This window comes from Flammeovirga sp. OC4, assembly GCF_000812565.1.
Classification (GTDB): domain Bacteria; phylum Bacteroidota; class Bacteroidia; order Cytophagales; family Flammeovirgaceae; genus Flammeovirga.
On the sequence record NZ_JTAM01000067.1, the window covers coordinates 24,107 to 48,100 of the forward strand.

Below are 23,994 nucleotides of genomic sequence, written 5' to 3' on the forward strand. Positions count from 1 at the left end.
AAATCCACATAAATATTAGAACATTTTGATAATGAAATTGCTCCTATTAAAAAAAAGGGGGTGTTGCAAAACTTATCATTGTGATATAAAAATGAAAAAAGGTTTTGCGACATCCCCCATGATACTATTTTATTGGGTCGGCTACAGATACTCTGTGTTTATGATTTCACTTTTTTCGTGAAAAGTGGAAATACTTCAGATTCAGTTCTAGCCTCTTTCATTATTTCTTTAATTTCCTTTACGATATCAGGATGATCTTTACTTACATCCATTGATTCCTCAGGATCATTGACGATATCGTATAGCTCTAGGTGTGAATTTCCATTATTTACTTTGTATAAAACACCCTTCCAATCTCCTAATCTAACAGCCTGTCTTCCTCCTCTAAGGTTTAATTCCCAATAAAGGTAAGGGTGTTCTTCTTGTTCGCCTTTGCCTATCATAGTAGGGTAAAAAGAAATACCATCTGTATCAAAGTGATCGCCTTTACCTACAATATCAGCAAAAGTAGGGAAGATATCCCAAAAGGCAGAAACGTGTTCACTTGTAGAGCCAGCTTCAACTTTTCCTGGCCATTTAATGATAAATGGTGTACGTACGCCACCTTCGTATAAGTCTCTTTTAATACCCTTTAAGTTACCTCCACTATTGAAAAATTCAGGATCGGCACCTCCTGCAGCATGAGGACCATTGTCACTGGCAAACATAATGATCGTTTCATCAGCAATACCAAGTTCTTCAACTTTAGCTACAATTTGTCCAACGTAAGTATCTAAACGGTGAATCATCGATGCAAAAGCAGCATGAGGAATTTCTTGTGAACAATACATTTGCTTCTGAATATTTGGACCGTAATCTGATGTATACTTGTTATCTTCTGTAAAGGCAGTTTCAGGAAATTTTCCTTTGTATTTAGAAAGGATAGAGTCTTCCGGAGAAATTAATTCTGCATGAGGAAGTATAAAAGGGACGTAGGCAAAGAAGGTATTATCCTTATTGTCTTCTATAAATTTTAAAGTTGCATCTTGAATTACATCTGGTGCATAAGTCACTGTATTTGTCCAATCATTTCCTTCAAGAAATACTTTTTGATCATTGTGCCAAATGTATTCTGGATAGTAACGATGTGCCGCAGCTTGACACACATAGCCAAAGAACTCATCAAACCCTTGTTTATTAGGATCTCCTTCGTGATTTACAAATCCTAACCCCCATTTACCAAAGGCTCCAGTGGTATAACCTTCTTCCTTTAATAATTCAGCAACGGTAAAAGCTTCAGCAGGAAGTGAAACTTGACCTTCACCTTCAATTTCTTTGTTACCTCGAATAGGTGTATGCCCTGTGTGTTGTCCGGTCATCAATGAAGAGCGTGAAGGAGCACAAACCGCCGAACCACAATAATGCTGCGTGAATTTCATCCCAGATTCTGCTAGAGCATCAATATTAGGAGTCGTGAACTTTGTTTGTCCATAACTACTTAAATCACCATATCCTAAATCATCTGCTAATATATATATGATGTTTGGTTTCTTCGTTTGATGAGCTGTTGATTGACTTTTGGAGGAGGATGCACATCCACCACTAAGTAATAACAGCGTAATTAAATAAAAGTAATACCTTATGTTTTTCATTTCTGTATGTATTGAAATTTGAAAATAATCTGTGTGAAAGAATTATGGTAAAGAAAAGCGTAAAAACTTTAAAAACTGTCTGTAATAGTTAGTGATGTGTATTTGATAGTTTATTGGGATTGAAAGATACAAGTGTTATAGTATCAAGAAACAAAAAACACCCGATTTTTATGTTTTTTAATCACTAATTCCAGATCAATAAAGCAGGGGGTAATAATTGTATCTATCAGTACCCTATTCTGTATTTTTAGGTATTTTTATTATCCTTAAATAATTGATTAACAGTTGATAGTACTGTAAGATACAACGTAAATATTGATAGATACAAACGAGTGGACTACTCTTAGGATATTGCCAAAACAAACGAAGAAAACGAACTAAGATTTTTTATAGTATGAAAATTATTACTGAAATAAATAAGGTAAAAAGTATAGCCTTTTGTCTGTTATTTCTTACTTTATCGGCTTGCCAAAGCACTAAAAAAGACGTTGTAACGAAAGTAGAGAAAAGACCAAATATATTACTCTTTGTATCAGATGATCATGGAAAAGATGCGTTAGGTTGTTATGGAAACCCTGTAATTAAAACGCCAAATTTGGATCATCTTGCAAGTGAGGGGACAGTTTTTAATAATGCCTATTGTACAAGTGCAAGTTGTGCAGCAAGTAGATCTGTAATCCTTACAGGGAAATTCGGCCACGCAACAGGTTCTTATGGTCATACTCACGATTATCATCATTTTAGTACTTATGATACCGTTAGCTCATTACCAATGATAATGGAGGCAAATGGTTATTATACTGCTAGAATTGGGAAATACCATTTGGCACCAGAAAAAGTATTTCATTTTCAAAATGTAATCAAAGCCAATCAAAGAAATACCGTTGAAATGGCAAACAAGTGCAAAGAGGTTTTTGAAAAAGAAGAACCATTCTTCTTGTACTTCTGTACAGGTGACCCACATAGGGGACAGCCTACGGGTCCAAATTGGAATGATCCTAATAGTTTTGGCAATAGAAAAAAAGGCTACGAAGGGGTAGAAGAAGTAACTTATTCTCCAGATGAGGTATTGGTGCCAAGTTTTATTTCTGATACCAAAGAAGCAAGAGAAGAGTTAGCACAATACTATCAAAGTGTTTCGAGGGTCGATACTGGGTTTGGTCAACTAATGAAACACCTAGAAGCTTCAGGAAAAATGGAGAATACGATAGTAATTTATATTTCAGATAACGGAATTGCATTTCCAGGAGCCAAAACCACATTGTATGAACCTGGTATGAATTTGCCTTGTATCATTAAAAACCCTTTGGTGAAAAATCAAGATAAGACAAATGACGCATTGATCTCTTGGGTAGATCTAACGCCGACTATTTTAGATTGGGCCAATATTAATTATCAAGAAAATCAATTTCATGGAAAATCTTTTACAGGAGTGCTAACAGGAATTGAAGATAAAGAGAGAGATGAAATCTATGCTTCTCATACTTTCCATGAAATCACCATGTATTATCCGATGAGGGTGGTAAGACATAAGAACTATAAGCTGATCTTAAATATTGCTTCAGGTTTAGAATATCCATTTGCGTCTGATTTATGGGTTTCCTCCACTTGGCAAGAGCGTTACAGATCAGGTGCTAAATATTATGGTAAACGTACGGTTGAAGATTATTTGCATCATGCCGAATTAGAATTATACGATCTTGATAAAGATCCTGATGAAATCAATAACCTGGTGAACAGTAAAGAACATCAGGAGGTATTTAATATGATGAAAAAGAAATTGAAAAAGTTCCAGCAGGATACACAGGATCCGTGGAAAATCTACTGGGAGAAAGACTATAGTTTACAAGGGACCGGTTTGGATTTATAAATTTATTTAACGAGCAGCTTTTTTACTCTGCAACAAAGTGACTACGAACTAACTTGATGTGTGACTACTTATTACTAGCATAGAATGCCCTTATTTTTTTAAAATTGACTAAGTTTACAGAAATATAAGGGCATTCTTCTTTAATTATTAGGGATACTATTATTAGATGAATTGTTGATGAAAAGAATTATTACACAGATAGTATTATTACTTTGGGTGGGCTTACTGCCCTTATTTTGTAGTGCACAAGATGAATATTTTGAAAGAGGAATTTTAAATGCCTACTCCATGCCTCAGGGGTTATCTCACTATGGTGTTACTTCACTTTTAGAGGATCATAACGGTTTGCTTTGGGTAGGAACATTTGATGGTTTGAACAGTTATGATGGCTTTGAATTTAAAACTTTCAGAAACGTCAAAAACTTAAATAGCAATAGAATTAGGTCGCTATTTCAAGATGAAGATCATAAAATATGGATTGGTACGGATCATGGATTAAGTAATTTTGATTACAGCACCCAACATTTTGAAAACGTCTATCTCTCTCAAACTAAAAAAGGTGTAAAAACGGGACCAGTCATCCGACAAGTTTCCAAATTCAAACAGTACATTTTTTGTACAACCGAGAAGCAAGGGTTATTATTCTTTGATCCCAAAACCAATAAATTAAAGAATAGTATTACTCTTAGTGATAATGTGATTGCTTACAAGGCTTTACCATTAGATAATAATAATCTTTTAGTGGCCACTTCTAAGGGACTGTATAAAATTAATTACCCGCACAGAACCAAAACGCTAATTGAAGGGGCTAAAATTGATAAATATCTTGATATCGTAAAGTATGATGATCGTCGCTATTATTGTGTTGTCAATAATGGTCTGATAGTGATGGATTATAATAAAGATACCATTCAGTTGAAACATACTTTGCTTCATCAAAAATTTCAGACTATTCATATTGATGCCTCAAAAAATATATGGTTGGGGCACAAAGAACTCGGGATCTATAAAACGACAAAAGAGGAACTTGAGAAGATTGGTAGAAATGGGGTATTAAAAAAAGAGGTTTATCCGATCTACAGAGTCAGCACTATGATTTCGAATGAAAAAGGAAATTTTTGGGCAGGTTCATTTCGAAAAGGATTATATCATTTACCTACAAAGAAGTATAATTTTAAGTATTCAAATTTACGATCCAATAACCAACCTGGAGAATGGTCTAATCACGTGCTTAATCTTCATAAATGGACTGATACTAATGTATTGATCAATGTTCATTTTAGGGGGATTTTGAATTTCAATACAGAAACGAATAGTTTTGAAAATCTGCCAGCCCATCTTCAAGATATGGAAGGGAAAGCGAATTCATCATTGATAATAGATAACAAAGGTGGACAGTTTTTAAAAAAGCAAGGGAAGATATCAAAGATATTTTATTACAGTGAAACGCTACAAAAGTGGGTGCCTTTGGTAAGCAAACTTCATCCTGAGTTTTCGAAGATTAAAATAAAAGGGGTAACACTTGATAAATATGGTTATCACTGGGTTGCATGTGATAAAGGATTGTATCGTCTGAAGTTGACTAAAACAGGAGTGATTCAAGACATTCAATTGATGGATGTTTATAAAGGTTTTTTGAGTAAAGAAATTAAAGATGTCAAGTATATTTATGAAGACCCGAAATACAATTTTATTTGGGTTGGAACAAAGCAAGATGGTTTAATTCGTATCAGTAATACGCCTAAGAGAGAACTCAATAAAATGCGTAAGGTACAGTTTGTACATAACCCTGAAAATAAATATTCGATCTCTAATAATTATGTTTCAAATATACAGAGACTAGAAAATGGTGAGCTATGGATTGGCACTGAAGAAGGAGGTATTTGTTTGGTAGAAAACTCCCAATTGGCGTGTGTTTTTAAATCGTTTAAAGAGAAAGATGGATTGGATAATAATATTGTGAAAAGTATCCTTCCAGATAAGCAAAACAGATTGTGGATCACTACCAACAAGGGATTGAATGCATTTGACCTTAAGACGCGTAAATTTAGAAATTATACAATAGGGGATGGTGTACCGATATCTCCTTTCGAACCTTCATCTGCTATTTTGAAGGATGGTGAGTTGATTTTCTCTGGTGGAAATGGCTTACTATATTTTGATCCCAATCAAATTCATGAGGAAGATGAAATGCCTAATTTACTGTTAGGTGATTTTAGGTTATTCAATACCAAAGTGAATGTTTTGGATACTTTGGACAATCAAGTTGTGCTTCAAAAAGGATTGAATGAAACGGAAAAGATTGAACTGAATTACGATCAGAATGTCTTTTCTTTTGAAATTATCTCATTGCACTATTCCAATAAAAAAGGAAATTTGATTCGCTATAGATTATTGCCTCAGGAAGAAGAATGGGTGACCACTGCATCAGAGGTAAAATGGGCAAGTTTTAATGGCCTTCCTCCAGGAAAATATGTTTTTGAAGTAGCCGTTTCCAATTCCAAAAAAGAATGGTCGCCTTCTAAGAAAATTGAGATTGTCATTCATCCTCCATATTGGAAAACGCCTTTGGCTTATCTAATTTATATCGTCCTTATTGCACTGATTCTGATTGTAGTGATTCGTGTTATTTTGAAGATGAATAAGATCGAACATGATCTGCAAATCGAACAAATGGATAAGGAACGTATCGATGAGCTGAATAAAACAAGGACGAGAATGTTCATGAATATTGCACATGAATTTAGAACACCTTTGACATTGATTTCGGGTCCTTTACAGGTTTTAATTAAGATATTCGAATCCAATAATGATGCATACAAGCATTTAAGCCTAATTGAGAGCCAATCAAAGAAAATGTTCCAATTGGTCAATCAAGTACAGGATTTCCAGAAAGCAGAACAAAGCTTACTGAAATTGAAAATCACTTCTTTTGATTTTACAGCATTGATTAATGAAGTGAAAAAAGGATTTGACCAAATGGCTGAACATACAGAGAGGAAGTTTGAAGTGATCGGTGAAGCCAATCAGTTATTTGTTTTGGCAGATCGTCAGAAATTGGAAATTGTATTGAACAATCTTTTAAATAATGCATTTAAGTTTACTAAGACGGGGGATAAAATTACACTGACTTATGGCATTGAAAAGGATCAATTGGTCTTCTCTGTCAATGATACTGGGGCAGGGATCAAACCCAAAGATCTTCCTTACGTTTTTGAACGATATTATCAGTCGGAAGATGTCAATACAGCTACAGTAGGTTCAGGTATTGGTTTGGCTTTTTCTAAGAGAATTGTTGAATTGCATTATGGTTCCATTTCGGTAGAAAGCAAAGTAAAAGAATCAACTACGTTTAAAGTAATATTGCCGGTAGAGGTAAGTTTGGAAGATACTTTCAATGAAGAACGATTGCAAGAGATTCTTACCTTAGAAACGGATGATGAGAAACAAAGGACTTTACCAAAAGGCATCGAACTTCCAGAGAGTTTGAAAGATGAGACTTTAAAAGAATTAAATGTGTATTACGTTGAAGATAATAAAGATCTTAGAGACTTTGTTCATTCTTCACTTTCAGAGTATTTTAATGTAACGTCTTTTGTCAATGGTCGACAATGCAAAGAAGCGGTAGAAGAAGAGTGGCCTGACTTGATTATCAGTGATATATTAATGCCGGAATTAAACGGTTTAGAACTTTGTAAAGGAATCAAAGCCGACATCAGAACCAGTCACATTCCGGTGATTCTTCTTACGTCAAGATCATCTGTTGATGATCAGGTATCTGGCTTTGAAAGTGGTGCGGATGCATATATCAGCAAGCCTTTTGACCTGAAACACCTGATTGCAACAGCACAAATGTTATTGAAGAACCGCCGACAGTTGAGAGAGCGTTTTAGAATTGACTTCCCTGTAGAAGTAGAGAAGAAAAACAATAATAAGAGCGAAAGGGTATTTATGGAAAAATTATATGCCCTGATGGAAAAACACCTTGATGATGAAGAGTTGGATATTAATATTTTCATCAAAGAGTTGCACCTCAACCGTACTCATTTTTACCAAAAAGTGAAGTCGATTACGAATTATACTCCTTATGAATTATTGAAGCTCTATAGGCTCAAGAAAGCGGCAGAAATGTTGGTCAATGAAAAGCTAACCGTTTCTGAAGTGTACTTGAGGACCGGTTTTAAGAGCAGAACACACTTCAGCCGAATGTTCAAAGAGCACTACGGAATAACTCCAGGAAAATACGGTAAGGAACATCATGCGGAAGTGGAATGATCCCAAAAAACCATAATTTCAATTATGGGTTCACGACACCTGTTTACGTTATCAACCTTCAAGACTTCAGTCTTGATAAGGTTACTCTATCACCTACCCATAGTTTTAACTATGGTGTACAAAACATCTCATTTCTCTTTATTGATGCGGGCGGTCTCATAAGGTCGCCCGTTTTACTTCACCAAAAAACAATTTGCCATCACCAATTCAATAATGTATAACCCTTGAAATTCAGTGAATTGTATGCTATGACACACTAGATTTACTGCCACATACTGTTGTTTTTAGGGTTTACATCACATTTGTATTGTGAAAGAATTATTACAGATCTCAATCGTAACAACCTTCAAAGAAATACGTATTGCGGTCAATTAAATTATGGAGACTACTAAAACATAGCAGATGAAAACATTAAAGAAATTAATAGTAATCGTTTCTCTTCTGATTTCGGTATCTGGATTTTGTGCAAAACCAAAACAGATCATTCAGGTTAAAAATTCACCGTTGATTACTGAGGATGCAACACCTTATGTATTACAACAGCTGAAAGAAAACAAAGGAGCAAATGCCATACAATTTGAAAAAGGAACGTATCATTTTTATCCTGATAAAGGACAAAATAAGTTTGTATACATTTCCAACCACAAAGACGTATTTGTAAGCTTAGCGTTTCCAATTGATAGCTTCAAAGACTTTACGATTGATGGGCAAGGTTCAACTTTTATTTTTCATGGAAAGATGATTCCATTTTTGGTGGATGATTCTGAAAATATTACAATTAAAAATGTGAAAATAGATTGGGCAATGGCATTCCATAGTGAAGGAGAGATCATTGCTCACCATAAAGAGGAACATGCTTTTGATGTGCGTTTTAGTGATGACTACCCTTATGATATTAGAAATGAGCAAATCTTTTTCATCAAAGAATACTATGAACATGATCTAGGACAGACCATTTTATATGATAAAAAAAGACATGCAATCTCATACAACAATAAGAAAACAAGTCCTATCTCTACATCCCAAAAATCAACAACTCAACATGGCGTTGATCGGGTGAAATACAAATACAAGGTGGATAAAAGTGACCTTATACTTCGCAAAGTGGGTGTGGAAAGCAGACTGAAGGTAAAAGAAATTGAGCCAGGTGTAGTACGTTTTTACAATCACAAAAAAGGCTTGCCACCTATTGGAGATATTTTGTCAACGAAAGGTCAGCAAGGTGAAAATAGAGTAGCACCAGGCATAAGAGTGAACAATACGAAGCAGTTCAATCTTGAAAATGTTACAATTCACCATGCTGGTGGAATGGGCTTTTTGGTGGAGAATTCTGAAGATATTTTTATCGACCGATTGACGATTTCTCCTTCAGGCAATAGAATGGTTTCGACCACTGCCGACGCCACTCACTTTGTAGGGTGTAGAGGAATGATCAAAATGACCAATTCATTATTAGAAAATCAGTTGGATGATTGTATCAATATTCACGGAGCGTACCAAGAAGTGGTAGAAAACTTAGGTGCTAAGAAATTGGGTATCAGAATGGGACATCACCAACAAGAAGGATTTGTGATCGGTAGAAAAGGCGATAAAATTGGTTTTGTTAGAATTGAAGATTCATTTGCTCCTTTTGCAGAATTGACAATTGAATCTATTGAAGTGATCAATCAACGTTACCAAGTGATTACTTTTAAAGAGAAAGTGCCTGCTGAAGTGGAACAGGGAGATTATATCGAAAACTTGACCGCTTACCCTGAAGTGGTGCTTATCAATAATAAATTTCAAGGGAATAGAGCAAGAGGTGTGTTATTATCAACCCCTAAAAAAGCGTTAGTGAAAGACAACTATTTTCATTCAGAAATGGATGCCATTTTCTTACCAGTGGAAAGTTCAAAATGGTATGAATCAGGAGCTCAGTCTAATTTAGTGATTGAGGGGAACACATTTGACAACTGTAATTTTGGAGGAACAAGCAGAGGAATTATTCGTTTGGTGACGGATGAAGAGAATGAAAACATCGCTTTCCATAATATTACAATCAGAAATAATACATTTAAGATGTTTGATAATCTGGTACTTGAAGTGAGTAATACGGACCAACTTCTTTTTGAAAATAATAAGATTTTGTCTAGTAATGTATTTCCTCAATTGTATCCTGAAAACCCTGCATTTATTATCAAATCTTCCAAAAATGTAGTGTTCAAGAACAATGATTTTCAAGGAAAAGCAACTAAAATGATGGAGTGTGACGAAAGTACTGTTAACGTTGATTTTCAATAAGAAATGAAAAAAATAATAGTACAGCTATTGGGTATGTGTATGTTCATATCCAATAGCATCTTAGCACAAGACCGCCCCAATATATTGTTGGTTATGGCCGAAGATATCAGCAATGATTTGGCTTGTTATGGTATGCCAGCGGTAAAAACACCGACATTTGATTTATTGGCAAAAGAAGGAATTCGTTACACCAATTGCATAGGCACCAATTCGATTTGCTCCCCCAGTAGATCAGCTTTGATGTTGGGTGTACATCAGAATATTACCAACACACACAATCATAGAAGTAACCGAAAAGTGGCTTTGGATGAGCAATATACGCCTATTACAAAATTACTTTCTGAAGCAGGTTACCATACCATTGTAGGTAGTCAATTGGTGATGAAAAAGGGTGAGAAAATCGACTGTAATTTCAAACATCAAACTACGGGTGATTATGATGGAACGACAAATTTTGGTCTTTTTGACGCAAGGTCTGTTGCTTTAAAAAGTGATGGAAAACCTTTCTTCGCACAAGTGCAATTAAAAGTGACGCATAGAGGGAGTTGGTGGAATGATATCAGGGCAAAATCGACACATCCTGTTGATCCGGCCAAGGTGGTTTTACCGCCATTTTTAGCAGATACTCCAGAGATCAGATTGGATTGGGCTACGTACCTTGATCAAATTGAATACGCTGATCAAGAAATGAAAATGTTGATGGATCAATTAAAGGAAAATGGAGTAGATAAGAATACTGTCATCATTTTTATGGGTGATAATGGCAGGGCTAATATCAGAGGAAAAGGGTATGTCTATGATTCAGGTTTGAGAATTCCATTAATCATTCATTATCCAAAGGCTTTCAAAAAAGGAAAAGTGGATCAACAGTTATGTACGTTCACGGATATATCAGCCACTATTCTTGATATCGCACAAGTTGCATTACCGGATTACTGCACGGGTTCATCATTGTTTGATAAAAATGAAAGAACGTATGTGTATTCGGCAAGGGATATTTGGGATGAAGTAAAAGACCGCTCAAGAGCCATCACTACGCAACGTTTCAAATACATCAAAAACTACATGCCTGAAGTGCCTTATGACGCTCATCAAGCGTATTTGGAATATAACCGACCGGCTGTTCATGTAATGCGACGTTTAAATTCTGAAGGTCAATTGAACAATGTTCAAGCTTATTTTTTCAATCCCCAAAAAGAGGCGGAAGAACTGTATGATTTAAAAAATGATCCAGATGAATTGGTCAATCTAGCCCAGAATCCAAAGTATAAAAAAGAGTTGCAAAAACTTAGAGGGTACATGGAAGAGTGGCAGTCAACGCATCAAGACAGAGGTTTTGAAGAGGTAAAACCAGATGGGACGAAAGGTGTTGCTTTTGTGAAATACCTAAAGGAGCATCGGCCTGAAATATGGTCTCAATTGGAAGAGGGAAAGCTCTTGGATTTATCAGCAGAGCAAATTGATTTCTCTAAAAATTATTATAAAAAGAAAACGAAATAATGAAGTTAAGAATCTTATTGTTGTTAGGGGCTGTCATTGCTTACGGATGCAGTACAACAAAACCTGAAAAGGAAAAAAGTACTCCTGACAAGCCAAATATTTTATTGATTTATCTGGATGATTTAGGTTATGGAGATATGGGAGCGTATGGCGCTTCCAAAAATTTGAAAACACCTAACATGGATTTCCTTGCTCAAAATGGAGTACAGTTTACAAATGGTTATGCCACTTCTGCTACTTGTACACCTAGTAGATATGGTTTGTTGACAGGAACTTATCCATGGAAAAATACAAATGCCAAAATCCTACCGGGAACGGCTCCATTGATTATTGGAACGGAACAATTAACGATTCCAAAAATGCTCAAATCACAAGGTTATGCTACAGGAATTGTAGGTAAATGGCACTTAGGTTTGGGCAATGGTAATGTGGACTGGAATGCAACAATTTCTCCAGGCCCCAATGAGGTAGGTTTTGATGAAAGTTACATCATGGCAGCCACACAAGACAGAGTACCTACCGTTTATATTGAAAACAATAGAGTGGTAGGTTTAGATCCGAATGATCCAATAGAAGTAGATTACAAAGAAAACTTTGAAGGAGAACCTACGGCAAAAACAAACCCTGAAATGTTGGACATGAAATGGCATCACGGTCATAATAATAGTATTGTCAACGGAATTCCAAGAATTGGATTTATGAAAGGCGGTGCTTCTGCTAAATGGGACGACTACAAAATGGCAGATCATTTCCTTGACAAAGCGAAACAATACATTCAGAGCCACAAAAGTAAGCCGTTCTTCTTGTATTACGCATTACAACAGCCCCATGTGCCTAGAACTCCTCATCCGAGATTTAAAGGGAAATCAGGAATGGGACCAAGAGGAGATGCTATCATTGAAGCGGATTGGTGTATTGGTGAAATCATCAACACATTGAAAAAGGAAGGGCTTTTAGAAAATACATTGGTGATTTTGTCAAGTGATAATGGCCCTGTATTAAACGATGGTTACTATGACGATGCAGAGGAAAAACTGGGTGATCATCAACCTGCCGGTGTATTGAGGGGAGGAAAGTACAGTTTGTTTGAGGCAGGAGCACGAGTTCCTTTCTTAACGTATTGGAAAGGGAAAATCAAGCCTTTAAAATCAGATGCTATTGTTTGTCAAATGGATTTGTTGGCTTCTATCGCTTCGTTAGTCGGAAGTGAACAAAGAACAGAAGACAGTCAAGATCTTTTAAATGCTTTCTTAGGTCAAACAACAGTAGGAAGGGAGGAATTGGTATTAGAAGCCACTTCAAGAACGGCCTTCAGAAAAAATGATTGGATGTTGATCCCTCCCTATAAAGGGCCTGCTTCTTTGAAAAAAGTAAAAATCGAAATTGGAAACGACAACGAAATGCAATTGTACAATTTGAAAGATGATCCTTCTCAAACAAACAATCTAGCAAAAGTTCATCCTGATAAGGTAAAACAAATGCTAGAAGCGTTCAAAGCTATAAGGGGAGAGGATTACAACAAATCTACCAAAGTGTATAAGCTTAGATAATTATACAATTCACTTACGAGTATTACCCAAAATGACAAAGGGCACCTCATGATTTGGGGTGTCTTTTTTCTGCTTCAGCTTTTATATCCTAAATAATTACACTAATGATATTCTTAATTTTTATTGATTATTTCGCTAACTTTTTCAAGATATCTCTCTTTGTTATAATTTGGATTGTAAAAAGAAGGAGCTTGTTGAATGAGATATAAACCGATTATTTCTTCTTCGTTTAACTCTTTTAGGACCTTATTGAAAAAGTAGTCTGAAGCGGATTCAATACCATAGATATTAGATCCAAATGATGAAATGTTCATACTGTATGTAAAGCAATCTTTTTGTGTGACTTTTTTCTCCAGAAAGAGTTTAATAATCAGGTCTTGTTGATTGAAAGGCACCCATTTAACTTTTGATTTTCTATTTCCATGAATAAAAGGTAAATAGAGGTCATTACATTGGCAGGGTTGATCAAAACCTAATAAATACATCATCTTATTATCCCAACTATTTGTTATATAAAAGCTGGGATAATATTTACCCATTGTATCATAAATCTTATCGGGCAGTTGAGGTGTATTTTGAATCTCATTTATTAACCAACCTTGCTGTTCAGAAGATAAAACTCGATCTATAGAATTATGAAACCAAACATAAATGAAAGCATACAATGCCATCATGAAGGTGACTACTACAATTAAAATTATCTTTAGAAGTTTCATTTATTAGTCTTATAAAAAAATCGTAACCAGTTGATGTACTTATTTTATCTCAATACTTTTTCCCAAGAATTTAGGTTATATTCCCAACAATACATCTAAATAGGCTTTTGTTCTCGCAAAGTATTCTCTAATGCGTGTTTTTATACCATATTTCCCCGTTAAGTCTTTGGCATTAAAACCTACAGCAGAAATACCATTTTTCTCAGCGAGGTAGATGGCTCTTTCATTATGGAATTTCTGAGAAATGATAGTTATTTCATGTTGCCCGAAAATTTCCTTTGCTCTCACTACGGAGTCTAAAGTACGAAACCCAGCATAATCAAGAAAAATTTTGTGAGCTGGAATTCCTTTCTTAATCAAGGCCTCTTTAAAATCAGTGGGTTCATCATAATTTTCATTTCCATTGTCACCGCTCACCAAAACGAAGTCAATTTTACCTTTTTGAAAGAGTTCAACAGTAGCATTAATTCTATAAGTAAAGTACAAGTTGATCCTCCCATTTTTGAGTACTTTTGATGTCCCTAAAACCAATCCTACTTTGTTTTTCTCAATTTTAGATGAATTGGAGAAGGTCTTGTTTTCAGCATTCTTTTCAATAGCATAGTTTGATCCAAATACCACCAAGATAGTGGTTAGAGTCAATAGCAGTATTCCTATTCCTGTCTTTTTCATAATCTATTTATGCACTTCTTAGTGAGCACTGAATTGATATGTATTAATGATTTCTGTAATTTGTTCAGCTTGATCTACAATCATAAAATGATGACCATTTTCAATATAAAAATCTGATTGTTTAGAAACTAAAATTAGATCTGAAGTTCCATTAATTTTTAAACTGTTGTTGATGGTTGTATGATTCCTCCATTTCAAGAGGGAGCAGATAGCCCATTTCGTAAATTGGTGGTCAGAATCTTTAAGAATTTGCTTTAAAAGTTGATTTCGAGTTCCAAATAAAAGAGAAGCAATTGGATAAGGGATATTAAAAAATGAAGCAGGTAGCATTTCTACCCATTTCACTTTTCTAAAAAGTTTATAATGCCATGGAAGTTCAGAAGATTGTTCAATAGTAGATATCAAAACCGTCAATTTTGGAGTAAGCACTTTTGAGATTTCTACAGCTACAATCCCTCCAAAGCTCACACCAATAATGATATAATCTTCATTGGTGTCAATCCCCGAAGCTAATCTTAAAGAATAATCTTTTATAGATTCATTCTTCAACGGCTCAATCCATTTTAAATCAACCTTTTCATATTTAACATTCAGACTTTCATAAACTCTATGGTCTGCACCTAAGCCACTTATACAATATGCTTTCATTTACTTCATTTTTGTAGGGTCGTTGCATTGCAACGACCGCACGAACCACTGCGAACCACAATCAGTTCCATGTTATTCACTCCTTAGAATGATATTACTTGAAGAAACGATCTTTATTCCAATTCTCAATATTATTGTCAATATAATTTTCAATTCTAACAAAGTCTTTACCATCTCTGATAATATGGTCATAAAACTTAGGTTGCCATTCAAATGAATATCCTAATCGTCTAGCATGTTTCGTTACAGCAGATTTATATGACCGCACGATTGCTGATATACTTCCTTCTTTTGGAGATGCAGTTGAATAGGATTTATTGTAGGATTGTATTTGAGGGGGGATCAAACTTTGAGTATCTTTTTTATTTGAGAAATCTCGAATCTGTAAGATTCCATGTAAATGATTAGGCATAATAACATAAGTACCTAAAGAAATATTTGTTTTAAAAGTGGGAATCTGGTACCAGAAAAGTTCAGCGATGATACCTATATGTGACAGAGTCATTTTACCATTTTCAATTTTTCCGAACTTCGACTTGAAATCTTTTGTACATATTGTGATGAAATAGTCCGCTTCCCATCGGTAATCCCACTCTGTTAAACGGAGTGTTTGTCTATTTTTCATAGTGATGAATCGTTAGTTTGAGTAGGAAAAGTTCAATAATAATGCCGTTTTGTGGAGCCGATTGTGGTTCGTAGTGGTTCGTGAGGTCGTTGCAATGCAACGACCCTACATAGTAATTTGCATGGTTATTTTTCCTTCATTTCTTAAAATTCAAAATCTTTAATAGGAGAAGAAATATCTACTAATGTTCCGCTGGGGTCTTTCAATAATAATCTCCTTTGTCCATAAAAAGTGTCAGTAGGTTCACTTACGATTTTGAAATTTTCTGACTTTGCAATTGCGAAAAAATCATCAGCATTTTCCACTACAAAAGTGAGGTAGATTCCTTGCGGATTATTTTGAAAGTTTTTGGGTACGATCTCATTTGTTCGGTCAATAATACCGAGTTCTAGCTTTCCATCTTTTGTAGTAAGATGAATAAACCAATCACTCTTATATTCAACTTTGAAGTCGAATAATGCGGTGTAGAAATTCAGGCTTTCAGCCAAATTATCAGAGCAGATATTGGTCATTAATCGATGAATTGATTTCATAGTGCTTTTTAGTTTTGGGTGTCTATTTTTAGGAAAGCTACTATGTCTTTTTCTTTTTTGCAATCCTTTAAGTACTAGGACAAAAGCAATCGAGTGTTTCTTGCACCATAGTTAAAACTATGGGCAGGTGATACAACAATCTAATCAAGACTAAAGTCTTGAAGATTGATAACGTAAGCAACACTTTAGTGTTGATGGAGTCTGTATCACCTGCCCATGACTTCAGTCATGGTGCACGATAGTGTTGTTCCATTTCTTTTTTACAATGCTTTAGTTGGGAGGAGTAGAATTTATATAGTCTTGAAAATTTGAAAAGAGATGAAAACACCACCCAGCATATCAAAATACACTGAGTAGTCAAGGTTACTATGAATGATTGGCAGTGGAAACGACTTGATTCCAGACGCCAGTTTTGATAGTGTCTTCCGCAAATGCTGAAAATGATCTAGCTTTTCTTCCCAACACCTTTTCGACATCACGACTCACAATTTGATTCTTAGGGTTGGTCAGTACATGGCTAAATAAGTACTCGATCAACCAAATCACATCATTGGGTAATTGTATTTGTTTCATTCCCTCTACGTATTGTTCAAGTGTGATTTCATGGAAAATCAAATCTCTATTACTCACCTTTCCAATGGTTTGAACAATGTCTTTAAAAGTGAGTAATTCAGGTCCTGTTACTTCTATGATTTGTCCATTATAATGTTCATCTAATAAAGCAGTGGTGGCTACTTCGGCTATATCTTCCGCATCAACGAAGGGAATGAGAACGTCCGACATTGGTAATGCAATGATACCGGAAAGAATGGGGTCTAAAAAGAAACTTTCGCTCCAGTTTTGATTAAACCATGATGCTCTTACAATGGTATAATCTAACCCCGAATGTATCACGATTTGTTCACAAGCTTCTGCTTCGGTTTCCCCTTTGCCTGACATTAAAACCATCTTTTGAACACCCGTTTCCTTTGCAATTTTCGTTAAAGTTTCAATGGCCTCTTTTGCACCTGGTACGGCCAAGTCGGGATAATAAGTGACATACATTTTTTCAATGCCAGAGAGTACTTCCGTCCAGTTATTGGGGTTGGACCACTCAAAAGGAATAGGGGCAGTTCTAGAGCCAATTTTTGGGGTAATGCCTTTGTTTTCTAATTGCGTTACAACTCGACGGCCTGTCTTGCCTGTACCGCCAATGACTAAAATGTTTGAGTTCATAATGATAACTATTTAAAGTGATGTTTGGATAAATGTTACGATGAGTAAAAGGATAAATGAAAGCATTGATGCTACAGTTCTGATGGTATGGTATTGGTTCCAATGCGTTTCATAATAGGTTCTGAAGTTTTTGAGTTCACTTGGAGTAAGCTGAACTAGGTTTATAGCCTCTAATTCATTGTTTAATGGAACATTACCAAAAGCTGTAATTCCAAAAGTACCTACCAAATAAAGTAGCGTAGAAGCGATGATCCACCAGAATGAGGGTCGGTGATGAAATTCTAAAACGGACGTTGAGATTAGGGTTATTAAACTTCCAAAAAAGACGAGAAAGAATACAGGATTTAAGATTTCTCGATTAATGCTTTGCATGGTTTCGAGGTAAGTGAAGTCTCCCACTTTTTTCGTTCCTAAAATCACCGAAACAGACCATGTGAAAAATATTCCCGCGGAAAGGGCTGTTAATAGAACTGTAATAAATAGAAGTCCTGTTTTCATAATGCTTGTCTTTTGGTGAGGTGTTTCCCGAAATAGAATACGATAAAGTAGAATTCTACGGCAATGGTGTAAAACATGGTATTTTGGAAAAATTCGGAATAACTTCCGCCCGCTGGAATGATAAAAACGGGAACAGTAATCAATAAGTCCATCAATACGGCAACAACAACAAACAAAAGGGCCAAATGTGAAGGATTCATTTTTCCTTTTCGATAGAACAAGTAAGTACCCAAAGTGGCGCTGGGGATGATGCCTAGAGCTAACACTATATCAGCTTGTCGTTCTGCGTTTTCTAACACTGGAACATAAAAAGAACTGAGGAATAGGCTTATACCTAATGCCCATACCAAAAGGGCATATACGATGCTTGAGATGATATTTTTCATTATTGTAGGGAATCAATCCATTTTTGTAAAGTAGAATATTCAGCTTCTGTCAAGGGTGTGCCATCTTCTTTGGGCATGCGACCAAGTTCAAAGACTTGTTTCTTGATTTTTGCTGCACGTTTATTCATGTTCTTCTGAGAGAAAATCATAAATGGATTCCTCTTTCGATGACAGGTATTGCATTTGTTTTGAAGTATAGAAAGGGCTTTCATTTGGAGTTCATGATCTCCGCTGATTGAGGGAACAATAATTGTTTTTTGAGCTGAAAGATCAGAAGGGTAACTCCATACTTTAGCGGTGAGGAAAATGATAAGAGCAATCCAGATGACTCCTTTTAGCGTATTAAATTCAGTTGTCATAATTTTTTGATTTGATTATGACACAAATGTATAATGGCTGACTTAGAGGGGCTTATTCGAAAAGGAGAGGGATTTATTTGAAAGGAATTTTAAACTTGACTAGGGCGAAAACCGAATTTTTTTTCAAAGGCATTAGAGAAGGAACCTAAGCTATCGTAGCCCACATTCCAAGCGGCTTCTTGAATCGTTTTCTGTTCGTTTTTAATTAAGTTATACGCTTTTTTAAGACGTTCCTCTTGAAGGTATTTAAACACCGGAACACCAAATTGAGCTTTAAACTCTTTCTTCAGTTTATTGGTATTGGTTCCAATTTTAGAAGCAAGTTCAGTTAAAGAAGGCGGGTTTTCTAAATTGGATAATAGAATCTCTTGTGCTAAGTTGATTTTTTCAAGTGCATCGGTATTGACTTTCAATACATTTTGACTGGCCAACTGTCCAAAATAATGAGATAATAACGCCGACATATGACTTCGGTAAAACATCATTTTCACTTGCCCTTCGTATTGATTTTTGAAAAATAACCCTACTAATTGAAAAAGTTCTGGTGTCATATTAAACACTGGGCCTTCAACGTAGTGATCTTTGGGGTGGACTAATTCATTTAAAAACGTTTCTAATAATTGTCCTTCATCATTAGGTAATTGATTGATATTTTTAAGTGCAGTGGCAATTACTACACATTGCAAAGGTTTGTCAGCGGAGACATGATGCTCAAAGGAAACGTTTTCGTCTGCATAAAACGATAGAACCATACCTTTTGTATACTGAAATGCTTTGGATTTGTCTTTATATTTTATATTCAAGCCTACATTACCTGCACCATAAAAAGCAATGCCAATGACAGGTTCATCAAACGAACAAACATCAACAAGCGAGCTTTCGGTAGTTGTTGCCTCTTCTAATAAAATAGTACAATCGTTGATATCTATTATGTCTCGGTTCATTGCTTTCTTATTTCAGTTGTGGTTAGATGTATTACCAACTATCAGATGCTATTTTAAGCAGGCTTTTATGTTCTATTGCTTAAAAAAATGAAGCATAAAAAGTTAAATCTCATGATTTCCACAACTAGAGTTATTCGATAATTTAATTCAGAATGACCTAACATCAAAATAATGGTTTTTGTTTCATATTTGTAATTACTTTGTAAACTTAATTATCGTTAATTAATTCACTTATTTTTATGAAGGTAAATGGTAGTGTATTATGGTTCGCGAGGACGTTGCAATGCAACGACCCTACAAAACTGCATTTTAGAAGATTATTATAAAACCTTTGTCTTTTGAGATGTAACCAGATCATCATTTAGTAGTATCTATTTCGGCCTTGAAGGGAAGCACTATCAAACGAATTGGGTAGAAAGGCCACTGGCGCTAATGTTAAGCGTAAGCGTCATTGGTGTCCCACTGATCATTAGAAATCTCCTGATTTCTAAACACCATAAATCTTTGAAGATTTTGTTTACAACCCTATCCTTATTAAATAACAAAAATTCCCCATTCCTCAGTTTGATGAAGTAGAGGAATGGGGATTAATGAAAAGGAATTTGTATTCAACTAAATTCCATTTTATTAGCCATCTTTTTAGGTACTAATTTAGTCTTTTACCTTTATTGATTGAGCTTTTAGCCAAGATAATAAGCGATCCAAACCGCTGTTTTACAAGCAACATCAAGTCCTGAGAAATACCCTCCACATTCGTTAAGTAAAGCACTTCGGATTTCTTCTCTTGTAGGCGCTTTTTTAGCATTAGAAGGAATTTCAAATTGAGCTATCTTTTCCAACGTTAAATCATAGAAATAAAGAAGTTCTTCTTCAGTAATATTCCTTACTTGATTATTTTCCTCGATTTTGAAAGTGCTAAAATGACTAATAAATGCTTCCATTCCACTTTTGGAATCCAGAGGAGATGTTAGTTCAAAGCTGTCTTGTAAAGTTTTGTTGTGAACTTCTGCATCAATTATTTTTTCTTCATTCGTTGTCGAACATGAAGCAATAAACAGAAGTAATGAGAGTGATAGTACACTTAGGAGTTTCATTAGTTTAAGAATTTAATGATTGAATAAAAAATTTTCTTGTTAAAGGCTACTTGACATATCCAGACAAATATCAATAACATAGGATGTATCATAGCTAAAACAATTGATACTAATAAGGTGAGGATTATTATCTTATGTAGTTTCATGAATAAATAATTTAGTTAGCTGTTTTTGAGAAATTCATCAATTATAGATTTTCTTATTTGTATACACAAAAATCAATTTAATAATTGATAGTAAAGGGATTTAGCCAAGTAAATAAGCGATGTCCACAGCAGCTTTACACCACCAATCTAATCCAAGCATGTATCCTCCGCATTCTGCACGCATTGCGTCTCTGATTTGTTCTCTTGTAGGCGCTTTTTTAGCATTAGAAGGAGTAGCAAACAGAGCTATTTTTTCCAACGTTAGGTCATAGAGTAAGGTGAGTTCCTCTTGCGTAATATTTCTCATTTCACCATCTACTACGATTTTCTGTGATTTAAAATGAGCAAAAAATGCTTCCATTCCGCTTTTAGAATCCAAAGGAGATGTTAGTTCGAAGCTTTGTTGCAACGATTTGTTGTAGGCTTCAGCGTCAATAACAGTTTCCTCGTTAGTTGTTGAACAAGAAAAAAGAAATAGAAATAGGGATAATACACTTAAGTATTTCATTTAGTTGAAATTTAAAAGGTGAAAAATAATAATTTACTTTACCTACTTTAGATCCTATTTTCCCCTATATGCCACCATCTTGATATCATTAAATCTGTTAACGATTGTTATTGTGGTTTTCCGTTTTAGCGACTCAATCCATGGAATTCTTAACGTTTTCCCTCAAGGCTAGGGAAGCACTACCAAACGATTGATAAAAAGGAAGAAGAAGGAAGTTTGAAAGTTAACGATAATCTACTTTACAATGTATGTGGGTTGTTATGTCAGTATTAAAATAACGGATGTAGGATGGGTATTGGGTATCTCAAAATGAACTTCAATTTCTACTTATTATCGGTTTGTAGTTGACTTACATAGTTATTTATCCCCTATTTCTCATTTTTTTGACCACCTTTTGATAGAAAACGAAGGATTGATAAGTTATTGTAAGGTGTGGTTCACTGCTTTGATAAGTTTTTGTAAAGTCTCACTGATTGGAATAGGGCAAGATTAAGATAAAATTGATCATCATAATTTAATTATAAAGAAACAAAGGGAAGTTTCCTGAGTTTCCTTGAACCTTTAAATCATCCAATTCGTATGATTAGATTTTTTATCATAGCAGCAATGTTAAGCATTGCTACGCATACTTTTTCTGCGACAGGTTACGGATATAACAACAACCGAATAGCCATAAGTGCAGATGGTAACAATCAAGCTGACCCCGATACTTGGGGAGGTAGTGTTACAGCTTCGGCACCTGCTGCTGATGCTGGTAAAACATTCAACTATAATTCCAATTGGCAAAGAGGAGATGAAGACGATTGGAGTGCGACTCCTGCTGCTTTAGCAATGCTAGCCAATGCAGGGTTGGAGGGACAGTTAGTACATTATTCTTTTAATAATTTTATAGGATCACCACCACACACAACGGCTGTCAACATTATGAAAGAAGGTGTAGATGGAGCGTTACAACGTTTTACTAATTTTGATGCTTCCGTTTTTTATGATGTATCTGCTAATAATACAGCTGCTATCCATCATTTAGCCGATCAAATTAAAATATCTACAGCAGAAGACCCTCTGTATTTTGTATCAATGGGTCCTACTGAATTCCTTTATCAAGCTTTGGAAAAAGTAAAAGCAGACGGAAAGGAAGCAGCAATTCAACATCTGTACATTATTTCGCATAGTAATTATAATGACAATAATATTCGAAGAGCCGAGCACAGAAGAATTGAACATGTATTGGAGAATTTCCCAGTGACGGAAGGAGTAAATTTTAAGCGTATCAAAGATCAAAACCAATCCACTAATCTTACACAAGGGTGGAGTACAAACAATGTAAATGGTTCAAATGATTATTCTCAATGGACTTGGTTGAGAGATCATACAGATGCTGATGTTAATTTCTTGTGGGATAGAATGAATATCAACAGTAAGAGCAAGGCAGATATTTCAGATGCAGGCATGGTTTGGTTTTTATTATACGGCGATCAAGATGGTAATCCAAGCAAATTAAAAACACAATTTGAGAATGGAATAGCACAAATAGAAACACCTGAAATAGAGAATTGTCCTGTTCTTGAATCTTTTGAAATGGGTGGAATTATGGTTTTTGAAGCAGAACGAATCGCATTAAGAGGAGCTTGGAAGTTAGGGACAGATGAAGAATATGCTTCAGGAGGTAAATATATTTATTACGATGGACCGAATAACTATAAAAATCAAAATCCAGCCAATACGCTAACTTATAGTTTTAAGATCAACACTCCCGGAACCTACACTCTCAAATGGTTTGTACGCCAGAATGAAGAAGAAAGGGGAAAAGTGGATGGAAAACAAGGTACTGACTTAAGTAATGATGCTTGGGTAAGGTTTTTAGATGATGTGGTCCATATTGCAGGAACTTCCACATCAGAGTTTTTTAAATTTTATGGAAGAAGTGACCCCGGGTTTTGGCTACATGGCGTAGCCGAATTTCATCACGAACATAATTGGGTGAATTTAAAATTTCCAGAGGCAGGGACTTATACCATGGAAATATGTGGACGTTCACATGGATATCAGATTGATAAAATTCTAATGGCCAAAAGTGGTACAGTGGCTTTTGGAGATTATCAGAAAAAAACAGAAGCACAGGCAGGTAGATTCTGGGCAGAGACAGGAACCCCTGATCCAAATTGTGGTAAAGAAGATCCCGATGCTGAGAATCCTATTACTTCTATTGAAGATGTTAATACTGTTGTGGCTCCAAAAATATTCCCGAATCCAAGTGAGGGTTTCATCCAAATTGATTGGGGTACTGCTTCAGAAGCAGGAAATGTTGAAGTTTTCAATTTACAAGGTCAGAAAGTATTTCAATCCTCAGGAACATCTACAATTGATTTAAACCAAAAAGAAGCAGGAATTTATATCATTCGTTTAGTTGTAGATGACGCTTATTATATCGAAAAACTAGTGATCAAATAACGAAACATTATTTATAGATTATTGAAAAGCTTAACTATTCTATGTGGAGTTGTTAAATGTGAACATTGTGATTATTTCACTTTTACAATTGCC

General features: G+C 35.2%; 19 protein-coding genes. 6 read left to right on the forward strand and 13 right to left on the reverse strand.

The genetic code is table 11. The features are described from left to right. Nucleotides 1-158 precede the first annotated feature (158 nt). Nucleotides 159-1,631 carry an arylsulfatase gene (locus PL77_RS23930; protein WP_044211070.1) on the reverse strand — a complete coding sequence of 491 codons (1,473 nt, stop codon included), beginning with the start codon at nt 1,629-1,631 and terminating at the stop codon, nt 159-161. A gap of 394 nt (nt 1,632-2,025) precedes the next feature. Here PL77_RS23930 and PL77_RS23935 point away from each other — a divergent pair, with 394 nt between their 5' ends. The 5 genes from PL77_RS23935 (at nt 2,026) to PL77_RS23955 (ending at nt 13,106) form a co-directional block, all read left to right on the forward strand. Beyond that, entirely contained in the window at nt 2,026-3,501 is a 1,476-nt protein-coding gene (locus tag PL77_RS23935; protein ID WP_044211072.1) for a sulfatase, read from the forward strand. 177 nt (nt 3,502-3,678) lie between these two features. Beyond that, nucleotides 3,679-7,776, forward strand: a complete 4,098-nt coding sequence (locus tag PL77_RS23940) for a two-component regulator propeller domain-containing protein (protein WP_044211074.1) — start codon at nt 3,679-3,681, stop codon at nt 7,774-7,776. A gap of 402 nt (nt 7,777-8,178) precedes the next feature. Then, a complete protein-coding gene (locus tag PL77_RS23945; RefSeq protein WP_082026704.1) occupies nt 8,179-10,056 on the forward strand; it encodes a right-handed parallel beta-helix repeat-containing protein in 1,878 nt (625 codons plus the stop codon). Nucleotides 10,057-10,059: 3 nt separating this feature from the next. Then, complete coding sequence (locus PL77_RS23950; RefSeq protein WP_052444684.1) at nt 10,060-11,556, forward strand: sulfatase; 1,497 nt, start codon at nt 10,060-10,062, stop codon at nt 11,554-11,556. Then, a complete protein-coding gene (locus tag PL77_RS23955; RefSeq protein ID WP_044211078.1) occupies nt 11,556-13,106 on the forward strand; it encodes an arylsulfatase in 1,551 nt (516 codons plus the stop codon). Before PL77_RS23950 ends, PL77_RS23955 begins: the two co-directional genes overlap by 1 nt. 113 nt (nt 13,107-13,219) lie before the next feature. Here the strand turns inward: PL77_RS23955 and PL77_RS23960 are convergent, their stop codons facing one another. The 12 genes from PL77_RS23960 to PL77_RS24015 all read right to left on the reverse strand — a co-directional run bounded on the left by PL77_RS23960 (nt 13,220) and on the right by PL77_RS24015 (nt 21,450). Beyond that, nucleotides 13,220-13,822 (reverse strand): transglycosylase domain-containing protein, encoded by a 603-nt coding sequence (locus tag PL77_RS23960; protein ID WP_044211079.1) that lies wholly within the window; start codon nt 13,820-13,822, stop codon nt 13,220-13,222. Between the two features lie 75 nt (nt 13,823-13,897). Then, entirely contained in the window at nt 13,898-14,494 is a 597-nt protein-coding gene (locus tag PL77_RS23965; protein WP_044211081.1) for a vancomycin high temperature exclusion protein, read from the reverse strand. An 18-nt stretch (nt 14,495-14,512) separates the two neighbouring features. After that, complete coding sequence (locus PL77_RS23970; RefSeq protein ID WP_044211083.1) at nt 14,513-15,142, reverse strand: hypothetical protein; 630 nt, start codon at nt 15,140-15,142, stop codon at nt 14,513-14,515. Nucleotides 15,143-15,236: 94 nt separating this feature from the next. Continuing rightward, nucleotides 15,237-15,767, reverse strand: a complete 531-nt coding sequence (locus PL77_RS23975; RefSeq protein ID WP_044211085.1) for a transposase — start codon at nt 15,765-15,767, stop codon at nt 15,237-15,239. Between the two features lie 143 nt (nt 15,768-15,910). Then, nucleotides 15,911-16,300: a VOC family protein gene (locus PL77_RS23980; RefSeq protein WP_044211086.1), complete on the reverse strand. Its 390-nt coding sequence runs from the start codon at nt 16,298-16,300 to the stop codon at nt 15,911-15,913. A 366-nt stretch (nt 16,301-16,666) separates the two neighbouring features. Next, the gene (locus tag PL77_RS23985; RefSeq protein WP_044211087.1) at nt 16,667-17,515 is read right to left on the reverse strand and encodes an SDR family oxidoreductase; all 849 of its coding nucleotides are present in this window, start codon (nt 17,513-17,515) and stop codon (nt 16,667-16,669) included. Between the two features lie 12 nt (nt 17,516-17,527). Then, nucleotides 17,528-18,013 carry a DUF1772 domain-containing protein gene (locus tag PL77_RS23990; protein ID WP_044211088.1) on the reverse strand — a complete coding sequence of 162 codons (486 nt, stop codon included), beginning with the start codon at nt 18,011-18,013 and terminating at the stop codon, nt 17,528-17,530. Further along, the gene (locus PL77_RS23995) at nt 18,010-18,399 is read right to left on the reverse strand and encodes a DUF5367 family protein (RefSeq protein ID WP_044211089.1); all 390 of its coding nucleotides are present in this window, start codon (nt 18,397-18,399) and stop codon (nt 18,010-18,012) included. Before PL77_RS23995 ends, PL77_RS23990 begins: the two co-directional genes overlap by 4 nt. Next, nucleotides 18,399-18,758: a hypothetical protein gene (locus tag PL77_RS24000; RefSeq protein ID WP_044211090.1), complete on the reverse strand. Its 360-nt coding sequence runs from the start codon at nt 18,756-18,758 to the stop codon at nt 18,399-18,401. The genes PL77_RS23995 and PL77_RS24000 overlap by 1 nt, the downstream gene beginning before the upstream one ends. An 89-nt stretch (nt 18,759-18,847) precedes the next feature. Further along, on the reverse strand, nt 18,848-19,702 hold the full coding sequence (locus PL77_RS24005) for an AraC family transcriptional regulator (protein ID WP_044211091.1): 855 nt from the start codon (nt 19,700-19,702) through the stop codon (nt 18,848-18,850). Between the two features lie 680 nt (nt 19,703-20,382). Beyond that, on the reverse strand, nt 20,383-20,796 hold the full coding sequence (locus PL77_RS24010; RefSeq protein ID WP_044211093.1) for a hypothetical protein: 414 nt from the start codon (nt 20,794-20,796) through the stop codon (nt 20,383-20,385). Nucleotides 20,797-21,042: 246 nt separating this feature from the next. Beyond that, a complete protein-coding gene (locus tag PL77_RS24015; protein WP_044211095.1) occupies nt 21,043-21,450 on the reverse strand; it encodes a hypothetical protein in 408 nt (135 codons plus the stop codon). A gap of 579 nt (nt 21,451-22,029) precedes the next feature. Here PL77_RS24015 and PL77_RS24020 point away from each other — a divergent pair. Continuing rightward, complete coding sequence (locus PL77_RS24020) at nt 22,030-23,901, forward strand: T9SS type A sorting domain-containing protein (RefSeq protein ID WP_082026705.1); 1,872 nt, start codon at nt 22,030-22,032, stop codon at nt 23,899-23,901. Nucleotides 23,902-23,994 lie beyond the last annotated feature (93 nt).

Coding starts and splice junctions, on each gene's coding strand:
- PL77_RS23930 (WP_044211070.1), bottom strand. CDS start 1,631: ATGAAAAACATAAGGTATTACTTTTATTTAATTACGCTGTTATTACTT.
- PL77_RS23935 (WP_044211072.1), top strand. CDS start 2,026: ATGAAAATTATTACTGAAATAAATAAGGTAAAAAGTATAGCCTTTTGT.
- PL77_RS23940 (WP_044211074.1), top strand. CDS start 3,679: ATGAAAAGAATTATTACACAGATAGTATTATTACTTTGGGTGGGCTTA.
- PL77_RS23945 (WP_082026704.1), top strand. CDS start 8,179: ATGAAAACATTAAAGAAATTAATAGTAATCGTTTCTCTTCTGATTTCG.
- PL77_RS23950 (WP_052444684.1), top strand. CDS start 10,060: ATGAAAAAAATAATAGTACAGCTATTGGGTATGTGTATGTTCATATCC.
- PL77_RS23955 (WP_044211078.1), top strand. CDS start 11,556: ATGAAGTTAAGAATCTTATTGTTGTTAGGGGCTGTCATTGCTTACGGA.
- PL77_RS23960 (WP_044211079.1), bottom strand. CDS start 13,822: ATGAAACTTCTAAAGATAATTTTAATTGTAGTAGTCACCTTCATGATG.
- PL77_RS23965 (WP_044211081.1), bottom strand. CDS start 14,494: ATGAAAAAGACAGGAATAGGAATACTGCTATTGACTCTAACCACTATC.
- PL77_RS23970 (WP_044211083.1), bottom strand. CDS start 15,142: ATGAAAGCATATTGTATAAGTGGCTTAGGTGCAGACCATAGAGTTTAT.
- PL77_RS23975 (WP_044211085.1), bottom strand. CDS start 15,767: ATGAAAAATAGACAAACACTCCGTTTAACAGAGTGGGATTACCGATGG.
- PL77_RS23980 (WP_044211086.1), bottom strand. CDS start 16,300: ATGAAATCAATTCATCGATTAATGACCAATATCTGCTCTGATAATTTG.
- PL77_RS23985 (WP_044211087.1), bottom strand. CDS start 17,515: ATGAACTCAAACATTTTAGTCATTGGCGGTACAGGCAAGACAGGCCGT.
- PL77_RS23990 (WP_044211088.1), bottom strand. CDS start 18,013: ATGAAAACAGGACTTCTATTTATTACAGTTCTATTAACAGCCCTTTCC.
- PL77_RS23995 (WP_044211089.1), bottom strand. CDS start 18,399: ATGAAAAATATCATCTCAAGCATCGTATATGCCCTTTTGGTATGGGCA.
- PL77_RS24000 (WP_044211090.1), bottom strand. CDS start 18,758: ATGACAACTGAATTTAATACGCTAAAAGGAGTCATCTGGATTGCTCTT.
- PL77_RS24005 (WP_044211091.1), bottom strand. CDS start 19,702: ATGAACCGAGACATAATAGATATCAACGATTGTACTATTTTATTAGAA.
- PL77_RS24010 (WP_044211093.1), bottom strand. CDS start 20,796: ATGAAACTCCTAAGTGTACTATCACTCTCATTACTTCTGTTTATTGCT.
- PL77_RS24015 (WP_044211095.1), bottom strand. CDS start 21,450: ATGAAATACTTAAGTGTATTATCCCTATTTCTATTTCTTTTTTCTTGT.
- PL77_RS24020 (WP_082026705.1), top strand. CDS start 22,030: ATGATTAGATTTTTTATCATAGCAGCAATGTTAAGCATTGCTACGCAT.